Annotated in this window: 3 protein-coding genes; all 3 read left to right on the forward strand. The window is 52.8% G+C overall.

The annotated features are described in order from the left end of the window. On the forward strand, positions 1-249 hold a 249-nt coding region (locus tag M3650_RS18200; protein ID WP_251576815.1), incomplete at its 5' end, for a hypothetical protein. A gap of 206 nt (positions 250-455) precedes the next feature. Further along, positions 456-716, forward strand: coding sequence for a hypothetical protein (locus M3650_RS18205; RefSeq protein ID WP_251576816.1), 261 nt, complete (start codon positions 456-458; stop codon positions 714-716). A gap of 944 nt (positions 717-1,660) precedes the next feature. Continuing rightward, on the forward strand, positions 1,661-21,541 hold the full coding sequence (locus M3650_RS18210; protein WP_251576817.1) for a non-ribosomal peptide synthase/polyketide synthase: 19,881 nt from the start codon (positions 1,661-1,663) through the stop codon (positions 21,539-21,541). Positions 21,542-21,687: the final 146 nt, after the last annotated feature.

The following is a 21,687-nucleotide window of genomic DNA, read 5'->3' on the forward strand; positions in this document are numbered from 1 at the left end:
CTTCGGGAGCACAGAGATCACCAGCCTTTGATGAGATACTTTGATTATACCGAAAAAAAGAGACAGACTCTTCAAAAAAATGAAGAATTGTCTCTTTCAGGACTAAGGGACTTTTTCAGTGGCCTCGGTGAAACGGGGGAGGTTTTTTTTATGGGTGTCACCTTTTCCTCCTCTTTCGAACAAACGCATATTGTCGCTCGGCCCTTAGCTCCATTCTCCCATACAGTCAGAAAGGCAGGAACCCGATGAGGAGGAGTCAGAGTTACATGCCGCTTGGAGAAGACCCCTGCTGCCCCTTTGAGCGATTCTTCACTCTCCCTTTCATTTAGACAGTTGCAAATCATTCCCCCTGTAAGTATATCGTACCTCTTCTGATGCAAGGGGAGGATGCAGCAAAGGGGCGGACGAACGATTGCCTTCAATCTAAACTGTTTTGGGAGCAAAAGAAAAAAGATATGAAAGAGGCCTATAAGAGCTTAAAGCCTCAAGTGCTCAAAGCGGCGAACGAAGCTGCGCAAAGATTGAAGCCGATTAAAGACTCTGCGCTTACCGTGATCGGCGGCGATAGGGAAAGATCGATCGACGGAGTGGTGACTGGGGAGTGGCTGGGAGTGTACATCCAACACCCCCGCGAGATGCTTCAACAAGAACGATACATGGCTGAGTCCAATCTAATTCTTAACTGCTTTACTCGACGCAGTGGAAAGGTCCTATAATTGAATAATGACATTAAAAATTACCTCATTAAATAAACAAGTGCGTATTAAAAGCTGTTTACTTAATTGAATTGTAACCCGTACAGTTTCCGCTGTTGCCCTTTACATTTATCGTACCTACAGTGCAGCGCGTATGTCGAATCGACGGGTCTTGGCTGTCGTTTCCGGTCTGTTATTCCTGCTCGGTATGTGTGGATTATTCTACGGAAGCGGGCCGTTCGTGCTCGCAAGTGTGGTTACTATTGGAATACAAGTAGGTTTTTTCCAGATAGGCGATGATGTTTTTCGGACTTCGAGCAACCCCGTAGGGCGGGCACTTTTTTTAAAGGTGTCTATCCTATGGGGTACAGTTCAAATGGGGATTTTTCATGTTCTTTTAAACGCGGATATTTATGTCATATTCATGACAATATAAACCTTTAATTTACGGAAAATTAATATATTATACTAATTTATAGTAAATGATATTGTTAAATACAACCAATGATACTATAATACGTGGTGGTAATAATTAACTTATAAGGATGTCTTTTAAATGAATTAAATTACTTCGCTTTATTGCATATAAGGGGGTGAAGTATCTTTATCTGGATTCTTCGGCGAATCTCAATGATCTGTTTCCACCAACCATGCGGCTATTTAACACATGTGCCAGATCGGCTTGCCCTGGCCATACACCTTTGATGACCCCAAGAAACGCTATACCTGCCTTTTCGAACCGTATTCAAGCTACCTACTCGCACTATCGCACGGGATATGCCCAAATCTAACCTAACCAAACCAAATTAAACCTAACCAATCATAAGTGAAATATCCCTCTACTCTATAACGATAACGGTTTTAATCCATTTCTGTACGGAAATGTTTATTTACTCATCCAGAAGAACATTCAAATAGCTGTGTACCTAGACAGTTACGAATATTTCTAATAGGGGAGAGTCCATGTGAACGAAAATCCGAACAAATTATTTCCATTGACGCAGGCGCAGCGAAGAATATGGTATATGGAAATGATGCATCCGAATACCACCGTCTCTACCGTTGCAGGAACTTTAGTCATTCGAGGCGAGGTAGACGCGGCTGTGCTGAAGGAGTCTATCTGCCAAGTAATTACGCAACACGATGCTTTCCGCATCAGAATCATGACTCAAGACAATCAACCCATTCAGCGGCTCGAGCCCGAATCGGCTATCACTCCAGAAGTAGACTATATGGAATGGGATGACCATTTGGAAGCTAAAGACTGGTTGAATCGTTTCAATCGAATTCCAATCAGTATTTTTGATGATAAATTATATAATTTCACAGTATTTAACGTTAACAATCAAGAGTATTGGATTCACTTAAAAATTAACCATATTATAGCTGATGGCGTAACTTCGCATCTTATAGGCAATAAAATCGTGCAAACCTATATGGAGCTTACAAATGGAACGTTCTCGGCCAAAGACAAGAAGAACTCTTATCTCGATTACATTTATGCGGAGCAGGAATATGAAAAGTCCGATCGCTATCAGAAAGATAAGGCATATTGGCTGGAAAAGTTCAAAACCATGCCCGAGACGACAGGAATTAAACCGTATCCTCCATACTCCATAAGCACTGAGGCGAAAAGAGCGTACGTAGCCCTCACCGGCGAGCGTTACGAACAGCTGAAGGTCTTCAGCGAGCAACACAACATTAGCCTGTTCACACTATTTTTGGCAACGGTATACATGTTTTTATATAAAACAACTGGAAATTTGGATATTGCTGTGGGGACAGCATACGCGAACCGGACATCAAGAAAAGAAAAAGAAATGTTGGGCATGTTTGTAAGCACAGTCGCGACTCGATTGTCGCTTGATCCCAACCAAGATCTGATTTCCATCCTACATAATGTCTCCAAAGAGCAAAAGACGAATTTGCGTCATCAGAAATATCCGTACAACCAGCTTATTCTGGATTTGAGAAAGGAGCATAAGCACAGCGATATCCAAGATCTCTATGGTGTGTCTGTGGACTATATGCCGATTAATTGGTCCAGCTATGGACAGCTCAGCATTCAGCAGCGGAGCAGTTTTTGCGGTCACGAAGTGGATGACTTCGCGGTTCATGTCGAAGATATGCTTGACGATCAACAGCTTGTCATCAATGTCGATTATCAGATCCAATTGTTCGAAGAGCATGAAATCACTCGAATTATCGAGCAGATGCTTACCATAGTCGATGGAATTCTGCATAATCCGCATCAGACGCTGCACGAGCTGACCATGTTGAACAACGAAGAAGCGCGTAAAATATTGACCCAATTCAACGACACGGCCGCAGAGTTCCCTAGGGACAAGACCGTGCACCAATTGTTCGAGGAGCAGGCGGCGCGCACGCCCAATCATGTTGCGGCCGTGTATGAGGATGAGCAGTTGACATACCGGGAATTGAACGAACGGGCCAATCGGCTAGCGCGGACATTGCGAGCCGAGGGCGTGCAGCCAGAGCAATTAGTGGGCATTATGGCAGACCGCTCGCTGGAGATGATAGTGGGCATTCTGGCTATCTTGAAAGCTGGCGGGGCTTATGTGCCAATCGATCCGGAATACCCGGAGGAGCGCATCCGCTATATGCTGGATGATTCGAACGCGCGGGTGCTGTTGGCCCAGCGTCATCTGCAGGCACGAATTGCGTTCACCGGCACATGGGTGATTCTTGATGAGAATGCGTTCTACGACGAAGACGGCACCAACCTTGAATCGAACAATGACCCGTCTAATTTGAGCTATGTCATCTACACATCAGGGACGACAGGCAAGCCGAAAGGGGTCATGATTGAGCATAGACAGCTGGTGGCCATGGCACACGCCTGGAAATCCCGGTATCACTTGCATGAGGCGGGCATTCGCTGGTTGCAGTGGGCGAGCTTCTCGTTCGACGTATTCTCGGGAGACATGGTCCGCACACTCTTGAATGGCGGAGAGCTTATTCTGTGTCCCGATCACGCGCGGGCGAACCCGGAAGCTATCTGCGAATTGATTCGCAAGCATCGCATCCAGATGTTCGAGTCGACGCCGGCCCTCGTTGTCCCGCTGATGGAATATATATACGACAACAAAATGGACATTCACAGTCTGAAATTGTTAATCATCGGCTCGGATTACTGTCCGGCTGAAGAATTCCAGAAGCTGATGGAACGATTCGGCTCACAAATGCGAATTCTGAATAGCTATGGCGTAACCGAAGCGTGCGTCGATGCCAGTTATTTCGAACAGACGGATTCCGATGCGCTTCGAACGCTGCCGATAGGCAAACCATTACCAGCCGTATCCATGATGGTACTGGACGATAACCGCTCGTTGCAGCCGATCGGGATAACGGGTGAACTATATATCGGCGGGGCTTGTGTGGGAAGAGGATATTTGAATCGGCCAGATCTGACGGCCGAGAAGTTCGTCGACAATCCATATGCGCCAAGCGAGATGATGTACCGGACGGGCGACTTGGCGCGTTGGTTGCCGGACGGCAATATTGAATATTTGGGGCGGATCGATCATCAGGTGAAGATTCGGGGATACCGCATCGAGATAGGCGAAATTGAATCTCAATTGCTCAAAGCGGAGTCCGTTCGAGAGTCAGTCGTTGTCGCACGGGAGGACGGAAGCGGACAGAAGGTGCTGTGTGCATACTACGTGGCAGACCGCGAGCTCACAGTGAATGAGCTGAGGGGAAAGATGGCGGAAGAACTGCCGGGATACATGATTCCATCGTATTTCATGCAGCTGGAACAGATGCCATTGACGCCGAACGGCAAGGTCGACCGCAAGGGGCTGCCGGCTCCGGAAGGAAGCGCGCATACCGGAACGGAATATGTGGAGCCGAGTTCTGCAGCGGAGAAGATGCTGGCTGCCGTGTGGCAAGCTGTATTGGGTATAGAACGGGTCGGCGCGAGCGAGCATTTCTTCGAGCTTGGCGGCGATTCCATCAAGTCGATTCAAGTGTCTTCCCGATTGCGTCAGGCCGGCTACAAAATGGAGATCCGGGATTTATTCAAATACCCGACCATTGCGGAGCTGAGTCTGCACATCCAGCCAGCCGGAAGAATGGCCGATCAGAGCGAAGTGGTTGGGAAAGCGGAGCTGACACCGATCCAGCGTTGGTTTTTCGCACAACGGTTCGCCGATCCGCATCACTATAACCAATCGATCATGCTGTACCGCAAGGAAGGCTTCGACGAAGCAGCGATTCGCAAGACGCTGGAGAAGATCGCTGAGCATCACGATGCGTTGCGGATGGTATTCCGCAAGACTGAATCCGGATACGCCGCTTGGAACCGAGGAATCGGAGAAGGCGAGCTATACAGGCTGAATGTGGCGGACTTCCGTAATGAATCGGCTTGCGGGCCGTTGATTGCAGCGCAAGCGAACGAGATTCAAGGCGGGATCGACATCGAGACAGGGCCATTGGTGCGGGCAGGATTGTTCCAATGCGCGGATGGGGATCATTTACTGCTCGTCATTCACCATACTGTCATTGATGGCGTCTCTTGGCGCATTTTACTGGAAGATATCGCGGTTGGTTACGAGCAAGCGTTGAAGGGAGAAGAGGTTCGTCTTCCGAGCAAAACCGATGCTTATCGCACTTGGTCGGAGCGACTGGCCTCTTATGCTGACAGTCAGGCTGTAATCAATGAACGTACCTATTGGCAGCGTATCACACAGACGGAAATGAATCCTTTGCCTAAGGATTATGAAGCGGATTGCTCCTTGCAGAAGGATAGCGAATCCGTCATCGTCCAATGGAGCCCAGAGGACACAGAGCAGCTATTGAAACACGTGCACAAGGCATATAACACGGAAATGAACGACATTTTGTTGACAGCTCTAGGGACGGCTGTGCAGAGATGGAGCGGCCGCGACCGGGTGCTGGTGAATCTGGAAGGACACGGCCGCGAGGCCATCATCGCAGACATCGACATTTCACGCACTGTAGGTTGGTTTACAAGCGAGTATCCGGTGCTGCTCGAAATGGAGCAGGCCAAGGGCTTGTCCTACCGGATTAAAAAGGTAAAGGAGGACTTGCGCCAAATCCCGAACAAGGGCATTGGGTATGGCATATGCCGTTATATGTCCGACCTCCCGGATGAAGCCTCTTGGGGCGCGAATCCAGAAATCAGCTTTAACTACCTGGGGCAGTTCGATCAGGATTTGCAGAGCAACGGGATGCTCATGTCTCCCTTGTCGAGCGGCTCGAACACAAGCGGCAACCAAGCGCGCCAATACGCGCTGGACATCAACGGAATGATTATGGATGGCTCGTTAGTCTTCGATCTAAGCTATGGCAGCAAGGAATATCGAAGGGAGACGATTGAGGATCTTGCCGGGATGCTGCAAGAGATTCTGCGGGAAATCATTGCGCACTGCACTGCGAAGGAGCGGCCGGAATTGACCCCGAGCGATGTCTTGCTGCAGGGACTGAGTGTGGAGGAACTGGAGCAGATCGTGGAACAGACACAGCACATCGGGGACATTGAAAATATGTACAAGTTGACACCGATGCAGAAAGGTATGTGGTTCCACAGCGCCATGGATCGGCAGGCGGGCGCGTATTTTGAACAAACGCGGTTTACCTTGCAAGGGGATCTCGACGTGGATGCCTTCGCCAAGAGCTGGACCGCATTGGCAGCGCGGCATACTGTGTTGCGGACGAATTTCCACAACGGTTGGAAGGGCGAACCGCTGCAAATCGTATACCGTGACAAGCGGATTGGGTTCGCTTATGAAGATGTGAGCGCTCTGAAGCCGGCTAAGCAAAGAGCGCATATCGAGAACGCTGTGAATGAAGACAAGCTGCGCGGGTTTGACTTAGAGCAAGATGAGCTCATGCGGGTGTTAGTGATGCGTACGGCACAAGAGAGCTATCACGTGCTCTGGAGCTCGCATCATATCCTGATGGACGGCTGGTGCTTGCCGCTGGTTGCCAAAGAAGTGTTCGATACGTACTCTGCCTATGTGCGGCATCGGCATCTCGAAAAGACAACGGTACCTGCGTACAGTCAATATATTGAATGGTTGGAACAGCAAGATGAAGAGGCGGCATCCGCATATTGGTCCGAGTATTTGGCTGGATACGACCAGCATACGGCGCTGCCGCAAGGGAAAGATCAAGGACGAAGCGAAGCATACGCTGCGGAGCACATCGATTGCGAACTGGGCAAAGACTTGAGCGTGCGGCTCAACGAGGCGGCGAAACGGAATTTGGTGACCCTGAGTACGTTGCTGCAAGCAACATGGGGCATCATGTTGCAGAAGTATAACGGAACCGGCGACGTGGTATTCGGCGGCGTCGTATCGGGGAGACCGGCGGACATGCCGGGGATTGAAGAGATGATCGGCCTGTTCATCAACACGATTCCTGTTCGCGTTACCGCCGATACGGGGGAGAGCTTCGCCGACATCATGTGCAGGCTGCAGGAACAGGCGCTGGCATCCGCCAAGCACGATCACTATCCGCTGTATGAGATTCAGGCGCAGAGCGCGCAGAAGCAAGAACTGATCAATCATATCATGGTATTCGAGAACTACCCGATGGAAGAGCAAATCGAGCAATTGGAAAGCCTTGATGGCAAAGGGCTGAAATTGAAGGATGTCATGGTAACGGAACAAACGAACTATGACTTCAACCTGGTCATCATGCCCGGGGACGAAATTGTGATTCGTCTGGATTATAACGGAATCGTGTTTGACAGAACGAGTATGGAGCAGTTGAAGGGTCATTTAGTGAACATGCTGGAGCAAATCGCGGCCAACCCGCAAATACCGGTGGGAGAATTGGAATTGGCGACAGCAGCTGAGAAAGCGCAGATTGTAGACGTGTTCAACAATACAGTTGTCGAGTACCCGCGGGAGAAGACGATACATCAATTGTTTGAAGAACGGGAAGAACGAACTCCGGACGCGGTGGCGGTGCTATTTGAGGATAAACGGTTGACCTATGCGGAGCTGAATGCCGCTGCCAATCGAATTGCTCATCTCTTGCGGGATCGAGGCGTAGCACGAGGCACATTGGTTGGTATTTGCGCAGAGAGATCCCTAGAGATGGTGATTGGACTGCTGGGAATCCTCAAAGCTGGCGGGGCATACGTTCCGATCGATCCTTCCTATCCTCAAGAACGGATTAACGCCATGCTGGAAGATACAGCAATCAGCGTGATGCTCACGCAGGCGCATCTGCAGACAAGCGTGCCGAACAGCATTGATTCCGTCTTGCTTGATGCAGCAGCAGAGACGATTCTGGAAGGAAGCTGGCCGAACTTGTCAGATACGGCGGCGACCGCGGACGATGTGGCCTACATCATCTATACGTCCGGATCGACGGGAATTCCGAAAGGAGTCTGCGTCACGCATCGAGGGGTGGTCCGGCTCGTTGCCGATGCCAATTATGTGGACATCAGCAGCAAAGACGTATTTTTGCAAGGCTCGACGATATCGTTCGATGCGGCAACGTTCGAGATCTGGGGCAGCTTGCTGAATGGAGCTGCGTTGGCTGTGTTGCCTCCGGGCAATGTATCGTTGACCGAATGGACACGGGCCATTCAACAGCATCAAGTGACGATCCTATGGTTAACGGCAGGACTGTTCCACGTCATGGTCGACAATCAGCTCCAAGCCTTGCAGGGAGTCCAACAATTGTTGGTGGGCGGCGATGTCGTCTCCAAGACGCATGCCACAAAGGTTCTGGAGCGGTATAACGGAATTCGGCTAATCAATGGATATGGTCCGACGGAAAATACGACCTTCACTTGCTGCCACGAGATTTCCGCAGCCGATATGGAGCGGCCGTCCATTCCAATCGGGCGTCCGATCGGCAATACGCAAGCATATGTGCTGGATGGAGCGGGCAAGCTGCTTCCGGCAGGCGTGATCGGCGAGTTGTATACAGGCGGAGACGGACTGGCCCAAGGTTACTTGAACCGTCCGGAGCTGACGGCAGAGAAGTTCGTAGACAGCCCTATCGTGCCGGCAACACGGCTATACCGCACAGGCGACTTGGCGCGCTGGCTGCCGGATGGAACAATCGAATACGTGGGACGAATCGATGATCAAGTGAAAATCCGCGGTTACCGGATTGAGCTTGGCGAGGTGGAAGCGCATCTGCTGAAAGTGGAGCCGGTTCAGAGTGCTGCCGTGATCGCACGGAAGGACGAAAGCGGCCAGAATATGTTGTGCGCGTATTATGCAGCGGATAAAGAGCTTACGGCAAGCGAGCTGAGATCGGCTTTGTCGCAAGAGCTGCCGGGATACATGATCCCGACACACTTGGTGCAGGTGGAGCGGATGCCGCTGACGCCGAACGGAAAGGTCGATCGCAAAGCGCTGCCGGAGCCGGAAGGCCGCATCATGACAGGAATAGAGCATGTCGCGCCGCGGACTCCGCTGGAATCCAAGCTGGCGCATATCTGGCAAGAAGTGCTCGGACTTGAGAAGGTCAGCATGAAGGACAGTTTCTTCGAGCTTGGCGGACACTCTTTACGTGCAACGACGCTGGTAAGCAAGCTTCAACAGGAGCTGCATGTGAGCATGCCGCTGCGCGAGGTGTTCCGCTTCCCGACTATTGAAGAGCAGGCGCAAGTGATTGGCGGGATGGAGCAAGAGGAATACAGAGCGATCCCTCAGGTCGGCGAAAGAGAATGCTATCCAGTGTCTTCGGCCCAGAAGCGGCTATATATTTTGCATCAATTGGAGGGCGCCGAACAGACCTATAACATGCCGGGCGTGATGACGCTCGCAGGACCGCTTGATCGGGAGCGGCTCGAAACAGCGTTCCGTAAGCTGATTTCGCGTCATGAGACGCTGCGCACTGGCTTCGAGATGGTGGATGGCGTACCTGTGCAGCGGGTATACGAAGAAGTGGATTTTGCGGTGGAGTATGCGCAGGCAAGTGAAGAAGCAGCCGGTGAAGCCGTTCATGCTTTCATCCGCGCGTTTGATTTGCAGAAGCCTCCGCTCTTGCGAATCGGTCTGATCGAGCTTGCGAAGGAGCGCCATCTCCTGCTGTTCGACATGCACCACATCATATCCGACGGGGCCTCGATCGGGATTCTGATCGAAGAGTTCGTCCGGTTGTACCGTGGAGAAGAGATCTCGCCTTTACGTATTCAATATAAGGATTATGCCGCCTGGCTGCAGTCTGAAGCGCAGCAGGATTGGTCGAAACAGCAGGAAGCCTATTGGCTGGATGCGCTGCGCGGGGAACTGCCGGTCTTGGAATTGCCGACGGACTATGCGCGGCCTCTGTTCCGAAGCTATGAAGGCAATACGTTCGAGTTCACGATTCAGCGGCGCGAGGCGGAGCGCCTGCGGCAGCTAGCTGCTGAGTCCGGAGCTACATTATATATGGTGCTGTTGGCACTTTATACGACCATGCTGCATAAATACACGGGGCAAGAAGACATCATCGTGGGAATGCCGATCGCAGGCAGAACGCATGGAGATCTGCAGCCGCTCATCGGAATGTTTGTCAACACACTGGCCATTCGCAGCTATCCTGCCGGAGAGAAGACATTCTTGTCCTTTTTGGAGGAAGTCAAAGACACAACGATGCGGGCCTATGAGCATCAGGATTATCCATTTGAGGAACTGGTGGAAAATGTGCGGGTGCCGCGGGACGCAAGCCGCAATCCGTTGTTCGATACGGTCTTCGTCCTGCAGAATACGGAGCAGGGAACGTTCGATATCGATGGGCTGCAGCTGTTGCCGCATCCGGCAGAACATCCTGTCGCGAAGTTCGACCTGACCTTCCATATCGAAGAAGAAGCGGAAGGGCTGGCATGCAGCATCGAATACGCCACCGCCTTGTTCCAGCGGGAAACGGTCGCACGGATGGCACAGCACTTCCGCCAGTTGGTTGAAGCCGTCACTGGCGAGCCGGCGGACCGGTTAGATCGGTTGGAGATGTTGACGGCAGAAGAGAAGGTTCAGCTTGTGGATCGGTTCAATGATACGGGAGCGGACTATCCGCGGGAGAAGACGATTCACCTGCTGTTCGAAGAACAAGCGGAACGTACCCCGGCTGCAGTGGCCGTAATTTTCGAGAATGCTCAGTTAACTTATCGGGAGCTGAACGAACGTGCCAATCGCTTGGCGCATACGCTCCGGGCAAAAGACGTGCAGACGGATAGCTTGGTGGGCATTATGGCCGATCGTTCACCAGAAATGATAGTCGGTATTCTGGCGATTTTAAAAGCCGGCGGAGCTTATGTGCCAATTGATCCGGAATATCCGGAAGAGCGGATTCGCTACATGCTGGACGATTCTGGAGCGCAGGTGCTGCTGCTTCCGCATGATCTGCGGGACAAAGTTGGCTTTGATGGGACAGTCGTGATGCTTGATGACGAGCAATCCTATGTTGAAGACAGCTCTAATCCAGCAACGCCGAGCAAGCCGTCCGATTTGGCTTATGTCATCTACACCTCTGGTACAACGGGTAAGCCGAAAGGGACATTGATTGAACATAAAAATGTCGTGCGCTTATTGTTCAACAGCAAAAATCTGTTCGACTTCAATTCGGCGGATACGTGGACATTGTTCCACTCCTTCTGCTTTGATTTCTCGGTCTGGGAGATGTATGGGGCGCTGTTATACGGAGGCAGATTGGTGGTCGTGCCGCAATTGACCGCCAAAAATCCGGCACAGTTCCTGGAACTGCTTCACGAGCAGCAAGTGACCATATTGAACCAGACACCGACTTATTTTTATCAGCTGCTGCGGGAAGCGCTGGCAGAGCCCGGACAAGAACTGAAAGTAAGAAAAGTCATTTTCGGAGGAGAAGCATTAAATCCGCAGCTGCTGAAAGATTGGAAAACGAAATATCCGCATACCCAGTTAATCAATATGTATGGAATAACGGAAACGACGGTCCATGTCACTTATAAAGAAATTACTCAAGTGGAAATCGAGCAAGCGAAAAGCAATATCGGGCGCCCGATCCCGACCTTGAAGGTATATGTGCTGGATGCGAATCGCCAATGCGTGCCTGTGGGTGTAGCTGGAGAGATGTATGTAGCGGGCGATGGCTTGGCGCGCGGTTATCTGCACCGTCCAGAACTGACGGCTGACAAGTTCGTGGATAGTCCTTTCGAGTCAGGCGGACGTATGTACAGAACGGGCGATTTGGCCCGCTGGCTGCCGGATGGCAATATCGAATATTTGGGACGGATCGATCATCAGGTAAAGATTCGCGGCTACCGGATCGAGCTCGGCGAAGTGGAAGCGCAATTGACGAAGGTGGATCCTGTTCGGGAGGCCATCGTCATCGCACGGGAAGACGGACACGGGGAGAAGCAGTTATGCGCGTACTTCGTAGCCGCCCGTGAGCTTACGGTGGGCGAATTGAGGCAAGAACTGTCGCATGCGTTGCCAGCCTATATGATTCCCGCATATTTCGTGCAATTGGAGCGGATGCCGCTGACGGCTAATGGGAAAATCGACCGCAAAGCACTGCCGGCTCCGGAAGACAGCGTAAATACCGGCACGGAATATATAGCGCCGCGGACCCTATTGGAGTCCGACTTGACGCGTATCTGGCAAGATGTGCTTGGACTGGAAAGCATCGGCGTCAAAGACAATTTCTTTGAGCTTGGCGGGCATTCCTTGCGTGCGACCACGTTGGTGAACAAGGTGCACCAAGAGATGAATGTCAATCTGCCGTTGCGGGATGTCTTCCGCTTCTCGACGATAGAGGAGATGGCTTGCGCGATTGCAGAGATGGAACAACGCACATATATGTCCATACCAGCGATTGAAACGAGAGACTATTACCCGGTATCCTCTGCGCAGAAGAGGCTGTATATTCTCCACCAGATTGAGGGGGCCGAGCAAGGCTACAATATGCCGGGCGTACTGCTCCTTGAAGGTATGCTCGATCAGGAGAAATTCGAAGAAGCGTTCCACGGAATCGTAGCGCGTCATGAAACATTGCGTACCGGCTTTGAAATGGTTAATGGCGAACCGGTGCAGCGAGTATATGAGAAAGTGGATTTTGCAGTGGAATATCGGCAGGCGGATGAGGAAGATGTCGAGGCGATCGTACGAGATTTCGTCCGCACGTTCGATTTAGAGAAGCCGCCGTTGCTGCGAATAGGTTTACTCGAATTGGCGAAGGAGCGTCATGTGCTCCTGTATGATATGCACCACATCATTTCCGACGGCGTTTCGATGGGGATCGTGGTGGAAGAGTTCGTCCGTTTGTACGCCGGAGCAGCGTTGGAGCCGCTGCGTATCCAGTACAAGGATTATGCCGCATGGCAGCTGTCCGAAGTGCAGCAGGATTGGATGAAGCGGCAGGAAGGATATTGGCGGGACGTGTTCCGCGGAGAACTTCCGGTATTGGAAATGCCGACGGATTATGTGCGTCCTGCCGTGCAACAGTATGCTGGCTGCACGCTTTTATTCGACATCAATCCGCAAATGAGCGAAGGATTGCGCCGGATTGCGGTCGAAACCGGGACAACGCTGTACATGGTGCTGCTCGCAGCCTATACCATCCTGCTTCATAAGTATACGGGCCAAGAGGATGTCATCGTGGGCACGCCAATTGCGGGAAGAACCCATGGGGATCTGCAGCCGCTCATCGGGATGTTCGTCAACACGCTTGCTATTCGCAATTATCCAGCAGGGGAGAAAACATTCCGCTCCTATCTGGCGGAAGTCAAGGAAACGACCTTGGGGGCCTATGAACACCAGAACTATCCGTTTGAAGAATTGGTGGACAAGTTGCAGGTCGCGAGAGATTTAAGCCGTAATCCGCTGTTCGACACTATGTTCGCTTTAAATAATACGGAGCCCGAGACTTTCCCTCTCGAAGGACTGCGGCTGACGCCGTATCCTAGCGAATACACGATGTCCAAATTTGATTTGAGCTTGGATGTATCGGAAAAAAATGACAGGCTGGAATGCAGTCTGGAATATGCGACTGCCTTGTATAAACCAGACACGGCAGAACGTATGGCACAGCACTTCCAACAATTAATCGATTCCATTGTGGACCAGCCGGAGGCGAAGCTGGTTTCGCTCGGCATGCTTACGGAGGAAGAGAAGGCTCAGATTCAACATGTGTTTAACAGAGCGGAGGCAGGGCACTCGCAGGAGAAAACGGTGCCTGAATTGTTCGAGGAGCAGGTGGAGCGCACGCCGGATCGGATTGCGGTCGTACACGAGGACAAGCAGCTGACGTACCGGGAGCTGAACGAACGGGCGAATCGCCTGGCGCGCACGTTGAGGGCCGAGGGTGTGGAGCCTGAGCAACTGGTCGGCATCATGGCTGATCGCTCGTTGGACATGATCGTGGGCATTATGGCCATCTTGAAATCCGGCGGAGCCTATGTGCCGATTGACCCGAAATATCCGGAGGATCGCATTCGCTACATGCTGGACGATTCGCACGCGCAGGTGCTGCTGGCCCAGCGTCATCTACAAGCAAGCGTAGCGTTTGCCGGGACATGGGTGATTCTGGACGAAGAAGCGTTCTACCATGAAGACGGAACCAACTTGGAGCCGCTCAATGAGCCGACGCATTTATCGTACGTCATCTACACATCAGGAACGACGGGCAATCCGAAAGGCGTCATGATCGAGCATAGACAACTAGTGGCCATAGCTGACGCCTGGAAACGCGAATATCGCCTGGAGGAGGAAGGTATCCGCTGGCTGCAGTGGGCCAGCTTCTCGTTTGACGTGTTCTCGGGGGATATGGTCCGCACGCTGCTGTATGGAGGAGAGCTCATTCTGTGTCCAGAGCAGGCGCGGGCGAACCCGGCGGCTATCTCTGAGTTGATTCGCAAGCATCAGATACAGATGTTCGAATCGACACCGGCCCTCGTCATCCCGTTCATGGATTATGTGTACGACAACAACTTGGACATTAGCAGCCTGAAGATGTTGATCGTGGGTTCGGACCACTGCCCGACGGCAGAATTCCATAAGCTGAGCGAACGCTGCGGTTCACACATGCGAATACTGAATAGCTATGGCGTGACCGAAGCTTGCGTCGATGCTTGCTACTATGAACGGACAACGCCGGATTCGTTGCGAACGTTGCCGATTGGCAAGCCGTTGCCGGGTGTAACGATGTATATTCTGGATGATAACTGCTCGCTGCAGCCTATCGGTCTCACGGGTGAATTATATATCGGCGGAGCCGGCGTCGGCCGCGGCTATCTGAATCGACCGGACTTGACCGTCGAGAAATTCGTGGACAATCCGTTCATGCCGGGCGCGCGGATGTACCGGACGGGCGACTTGGCGCGCTGGCTGCCGGACGGCAATATCGAATATGCGGGCCGGATCGACCATCAAGTGAAGATTCGAGGGTATCGCATCGAGATTGGCGAAGTGGAGTCCCAGCTGCTGGCAGCGGCAGGCGTCCGCGAAGCGGCCGTCGTCGCGCGGGAGGATGGAAGCGGACAGAAGGTGCTGTGCGCGTACTTCGTTGCAGACAGCGCTCTAACGGTAGGTGAACTGAGAGCATCAATGGCCCAACAATTGCCAGGCTATATGATCCCTGCGCATTTTGTGCAATTGGAGCGCATGCCGTTGACACCGAACGGCAAAGTTGATCGCAAGGGACTGCCGGCTCCAGAAGGAAACGCGTATACCGGAGCAGAGCATGTTGCGCCGCGAACTGAGGCAGAGAAGGCACTTGCAGCCGTGTGGCAGGTTGTATTGGGCACAGAGCAGGTTGGACTGATGGATCACTTCTTCGAACTGGGCGGCGATTCCATCAAATCGATTCAAGTGTCTTCCCGGCTGCATCAGGCCGGTTACAAGCTGGAGATACGCGACATGTTTAAATATCCGACTATCGCGGAGCTAAGTCCGCATATTCAGCCGATTGGCAGGAAAGCCGACCAGGGCGCAGTGACCGGTGAGGCGGCGCTGACGCCGATTCAACACTGGTTCTTCGGGCAGCGGTTCGCCGACCCGCATCACTATAACCAATCGATCATGCTATACCGGAAGGAAGGCTTCGACGAAGCGGCGATTCGCAAGACGCTGGAGAAGATCGCCGAGCATCACGATGCGCTGCGGATGGTATTCCGCAAGACGGAGCACGGGTATGCCGCCTGGAACAGAGGGATCGGAGAAGGCGAGCTCTACAGCCTCGACTTGGCGGACTTTACGGATGATCCCGCTTGCTACAAGGCAATCGAAACGAAGGCGAACGAGATACAGAGCAGTATTGATTTGCAAGCAGGGCCGCTGTTGAGAGCTGGGTTATTCACTTGCGCGCATGGGCATCATTTGTTAATCATTATTCACCATGCCGTTGTCGACGGAGTCTCATGGCGGATCTTGCTGGAGGATATCGCGGCAGGTTACGAGCAGGCGCTGAAGGGAGAAGCGATTCGTCTGCCTGCGAAGACGGACTCCTATCTAACCTGGTCCGAGCAGCTGAGCGGATACGCGCAGAGTCCGGCCATGGAGCAGGAACGATCGTATTGGCAGCGTATCGCGCAGTCGAACACGAAGCCTCTGCCAAAAGATCGGACAACGAGTGTTTCTTTGCAACGGGATAGCGAATCTGTCAGCGTCCAATGGAGCCGGGAGGATACGGAACAACTGTTGAAGCACGTACACCGGGCCTACAACACCGATATGAACGACATTTTGTTGACAGCGCTCGGAATGGCCATCCAGCAATGGAGCGGCCGCGATCGCGTGCTTGTGAATCTGGAAGGACACGGCCGCGAGTCCATCATAGAGGACATCGATATCTCGCGCACGGTGGGCTGGTTTACGAGCGAGTATCCAGTGCTGCTTGAGATAGAGCCAGACAAGAGCTTGTCCCATCACGTCAAAAAGGTGAAAGAGGACTTGCGCCAAATTCCGCACAAGGGGATCGGGTATGGCATCTGCCGATATCTGACCGGAACAATGGAAGAGGCAGCGTGGAGCGCAGCACCCGAGATCAGCTTCAACTACTTGGGGCAGTTCGATCAAGATCTGAACAACAACGGGATGGAGATGTCCCCGTATTCGAGCGGCTTGGATGCAAGCGGCAATCAAGTGCGCCAATATGCATTGGACATCAACGGAGGCATTGCGGACGGATCGTTGTCCTTTGACCTGAGCTACAGCCGGAAGGAATACCGCAGGGAGACGATGGAGGAACTGGCCGGGCGACTGCGTGAGAGCTTGCAGGAGATTATCGCGCACTGCGCGGCGAAAGAACGCACGGAACTGACGCCGAGCGACGTGCTGTTGCAGGGATTGAGTGTGGAGGAACTGGAGCTGATTGTGAAGCAAACGCGGCACGTCGGCGAGATCGAAAATATATATGCGTTGACACCGATGCAAAAGGGCATGTGGTTCCACAACGCTATCGATCAACAGGCGGGCGCTTATTTCGAGCAAACTCGATTCACCATACAGGGAGTACTCGATGTGGATGTCTTCGCCATGAGTTTGAACGTATTGGCTAAGCGCCATGCGGTATTGCGGACGAACTTCTATAGCGGATGGAACGGCGAACCACTGCAAATTGTGTACCGGGGCAAGCGGATTGCATTCGTCTATGAAGATCTAAGCCATCTGTCAGCAGCCGAGCAGACTGCACATATCGAGCACGCCGCAAGGGAAGATAAGCTGAAGGGATTTGATTTGGAGCGGGATGCGTTGGTGCGAGTAGCGCTGATGCGCACGGGAGCAGCAAGCTGCCGCGTGCTCTGGAGCTCTCACCACATTCTCATGGATGGCTGGTGCTTGCCGCAGCTGACGCAAGAGCTGTTCGACACATATAGAGCCTACATGAAGCAGCATCACGATGAACAGTCACTGCCAGCAGCGTACCCTCAGTCATCCTATAGCCAGTATATCGAGTGGTTGGAACAGCAGGACGAGGAAGCGGCAGCTGGGTATTGGAGCGAATACTTAGCAGGGTACGACCAACAGACGGTGCTGCCGCAAGGGAAGACGCAAGGGCGAGACGAAGCTTACGTGCTGGAGCATGTCGTGTGCGAACTGGGCAAGACCTTGACAGGACGGATGAGCCAGCTGGCCAAGCAGCATTCAGTGACGCTGAATACATTGCTGCAGGCGGCCTGGGGCATCATCCTGCAGAAATACAACGGCACAGACGATGTGGTGTTCGGCGGAGTCGTTTCGGGCAGACCAGCAGCAATTCCGGGCATTGAAACGATGATCGGGCTGTTCATCAACACGATTCCGGTGCGCGTCGCTTGCGCGGCGGAGACGAGCTTTACTCAGGTGATGAGCCGGCTGCAGGAGCAGGCATTGGACTCTGGCCGATACGATTATTATCCGTTGTATGAGATACAAGCACAGTGTGCGCAAAAGCAGGAGTTAATATCTCATATTATGGTGTTCGAGAACTATCCGGTGGATGAGCAGATGGAGCAAACCGGAAGCAAGGACAGCGGAACGCTAAGCATCACGGACGTCGAAGTGGCAGAACAAACGAACTATGATTTCAATCTAATGGTCGTGCCGGGCGAAGAACTCGTCGTTCGTTTCGACTTCAACGGAAGCATGTTCGACAGAACGAGCATCGAGCGGTTGAAGGGGCATCTGGTGCATGTGCTTGAGCAAATTACGGCCAACCCGCAAATATCGGTGGGAGAACTGGAGCTCGCGACTGCAGCGGAAAAAGCGCAAATTGTAGATGTATTCAACGATACGGCGGCGGACTATCCGCGGGAGAAGACGATCCATCAGATGTTCGAAGAACAGGTTGAACGAACTCCAGATGCGGTGGCGGTCATGTTCGAGCAGGAAACGTTGACGTACAGGGAACTGAACGAGCGTGTGAACCGCTTGGCCCGGACGCTGCGAGCGCAAGGCGTCCAACCGGATCAGCGTGTCGGCATTATGGTCGAGCGTTCGCTCGAGATGATGGTCGGCATCATGGCGATTTTGAAGGCTGGCGGGGCATATGTGCCGATTGCTCCGGATTTTCCAGAGGAGCGCATTCACTATATGCTGGAAGATTCGGGAGCGCAGGTGCTCTTGCTGCAGGGTCTCTCTCGAGAGAGCGTGTCCTTTGCAGGCCGCATCGTCAATCTGGACGATACGAGCTCTTACGCCGAAGATGGATCGGATCTGGAACGGGTCAACCAGGCAAGCGATGCTGCTTATGTCATCTATACGTCGGGGACGACGGGCAAACCGAAGGGGGTTCTGGTGGAGCACGGCTCTGTCATCAACCGCTTGCTGTGGATGCAGAAGCAATATCCAATCAACGCCAACGATACGATTATGCAGAAGACGGCGATCACATTTGACGTCTCCGTCTGGGAGTTGTTCTGGTGGGCATTCGTCGGTTCCAAAGTGTGCCTGCTCCCGGTCGGCGGGGAGAAGAATCCGGCCGTCATTCTGGATACGATCGCGCAGCAGCATATCAGCACGATGCATTTTGTGCCGTCCATGCTGCATGCCTTCCTCGAATATGTCGAGGACCAGCCGATTGCGGAACGGGAGCGCAGCTTAGCGACCCTCTCGCGGGTGTTCGCAAGCGGCGAGGCGCTGACCCTCTCGCAAGTCGAGAGATTCGAGCGTTGCATTGCCCCGGCGAGTGGAGCGCGCCTGATCAATCTGTACGGGCCGACGGAAGCGACCGTAGACGTGACGTACTATGACTGTGAGGCCGGGCAGCCATATACGAGCGTGCCGATTGGGAAGCCGATTGACAATACGCAACTTTATATCGTCAATCGTCAAGATCAACTGCAGCCGATTGGCGTAGCCGGAGAATTATGCATCGCGGGTGTGGGCTTGGCGCGAGGCTACTTGAAGCGGCCGGAGCTCACGGCCGAGAAATTCGTGACGATTCCGTTCAAGCCTGGCGCGCGGATGTACCGGACGGGCGACTTAGCCCGCTGGATGCCGGACGGCAGCATCGAATATTTGGGCCGGATCGACCATCAAGTGAAGATCCGGGGATATCGCATCGAGCTCGGCGAGATCGAGGCCCAGCTGCTGCAAGTGGAATTCATTCGGGAAGCGGTCGTTGTCGCGAGGGAAGATGAGAGCGGGCAGAAGGCATTGTGCGCCTACTTCGCCGCAGATAGCGAATTGCCGGTAAGCGAGCTGAGATCAGCGTTGGCTGTAGAATTGCCGGGCTACATGATTCCATCGTACTTCGTGCAGCTGGAGCGACTGCCGTTGTCAGCGAACGGGAAGCTCGATCGCAAGGCGCTTCCGGCTCCGGGAGGAAGCATGCGCAGTGGCAAGGAACATGTTGCACCGCGCTCGCTGCTCGAAGTGAAGCTGGTGCGAATCTGGCAAGAAGTGCTCGGACTGGCGCACGTCAGCGTGAAGGACGACTTCTTCGAACTTGGGGGACATTCCTTGCGCGCCACCACCTTGGTTAGCAAGCTGCATAAGGAGCTGAACATCAATCTGCCGTTGAGAGACGTGTTCCGCTATTCGATTCTTGAAGACATGGCGCTCGCTATCGGCAGAACGGAACAACGAGAGTTCCAGACCATTCCGCAGGTCGAAGCAAGCGATTATTATCCGTTGTCTTCTGCGCAGAAGCGGCTGTACATCGTGCAGCAGGTGGAAGGGGCAGAACAAAGCTACAATATGCCGGGAGCGATGTCGATCAGAGGGCAACTGGACCGGAATCAATTCGAGGCAGCATTTCGCGGATTAATCGCACGTCATGAAGTGTTTCGCACCAGCTTCGAGATGGTGGGCGGCGAGCCGATGCAGCGTGTACATCAGGATACGGCATTTGCGGTGGAGTATATGCAGGCAAATGAAGAAGAGGCTGAAGCAATCGCGAACCAATTCGTCCGCACCTTTGATTTGGAGCAGCCTTCCTTGCTGCGTGTCGGTCTGATCGAATTAGACCGGGAACATCATATTATGTTGTTTGACATGCATCACATCATCTCTGATGGAGTCTCCATGGGCATATTGGTGGAGGAATTTGCCCGCTTGTACAGCGGGGAGGAGCTGCCGCCACTGCGCATCCAATACAAGGACTATGCCGCATGGCAGCAATCAGAGGCGCAGAGTGAACGGATAAAACAACAGGAAGCGTATTGGCTTGACGCATTGGATGGCGAGCTCCCGCAGCTGGAATTGCCAACCGATTTTGCAAGACCGACTCATCAGAGCCATGAAGGAGACACCCTTGATTTTGTAATCGATTCGCACATGAGCGGGGGGCTGCAGCGGCTCGCCGAGCATACCGGCACGACGCTGTACATGGTGTTGTTAGCGGCCTATACGATTTTACTGCATAAATACTCAGATCAAGAAGATATCATCGTGGGCACTCCGATCGCGGGAAGAACGCATGCGGATGTGGAGCCGCTCATCGGGATGTTCGTCAACTCGCTTGCATTGCGCAGCTATCCGTGCGGGGAGAAGTCATTCCTCTCCTACCTGGATGAGGTTAAGGAAATGACCTTGGCTGCTTATGAAAATCAGGATTATCCGTTTGCAGAGCTTGTGGAGCACGTACAGGCCGTTTGGAGCCCAAGCAGAAATCCGCTGTTTGACACCATGTTCGTCTTGCAAAATACAGAAGACCGGAACGTTCGCATTGGAGAGCTGACCATAGAACCGTATACGCAACATCACAACGTCGCCAAATTCGATCTGACACTGGAGATTGCGCTGGAAGACGGTGTAATGAGCGGGCACTTTGAATATTGCACCCGATTGTTTACAACAAACATGGTTGACAACTTTGCCGAGGATCTGTTGTCTATCTTGGCTCAGATCTGTGAGCAGCCTGCTATCCGCTTAGGTGACATTCACTTACACGGCAATGCAGAGGAAGATGAAGAGGCGTCCTTAGCAGAAGAAATCGATTTTGTGTTCTAATCTTCTGTTCACCGGTTGCGAGTGTGCGCTATCGCTTATGTAGAAGAGATCGTTCTTGCAACCTTCTCGGTGCTGAAAAGTAATCTTTTGAACACGCACTTATAGCAATAGCACACACTCCGGTGGATAGGAGCGGCAATAGCTTG

This window comes from Paenibacillus sp. MER TA 81-3, from assembly GCF_023713585.1.
GTDB lineage: Bacteria > Bacillota > Bacilli > Paenibacillales > Paenibacillaceae > Paenibacillus_B > Paenibacillus_B profundus.

Bases quoted from the DNA above. Each gene is read 5' to 3' on its own strand.
- M3650_RS18205 (WP_251576816.1), top strand. From the start codon at position 456: ATGAAAGAGGCCTATAAGAGCTTAAAGCCTCAAGTGCTCAAAGCGGCG.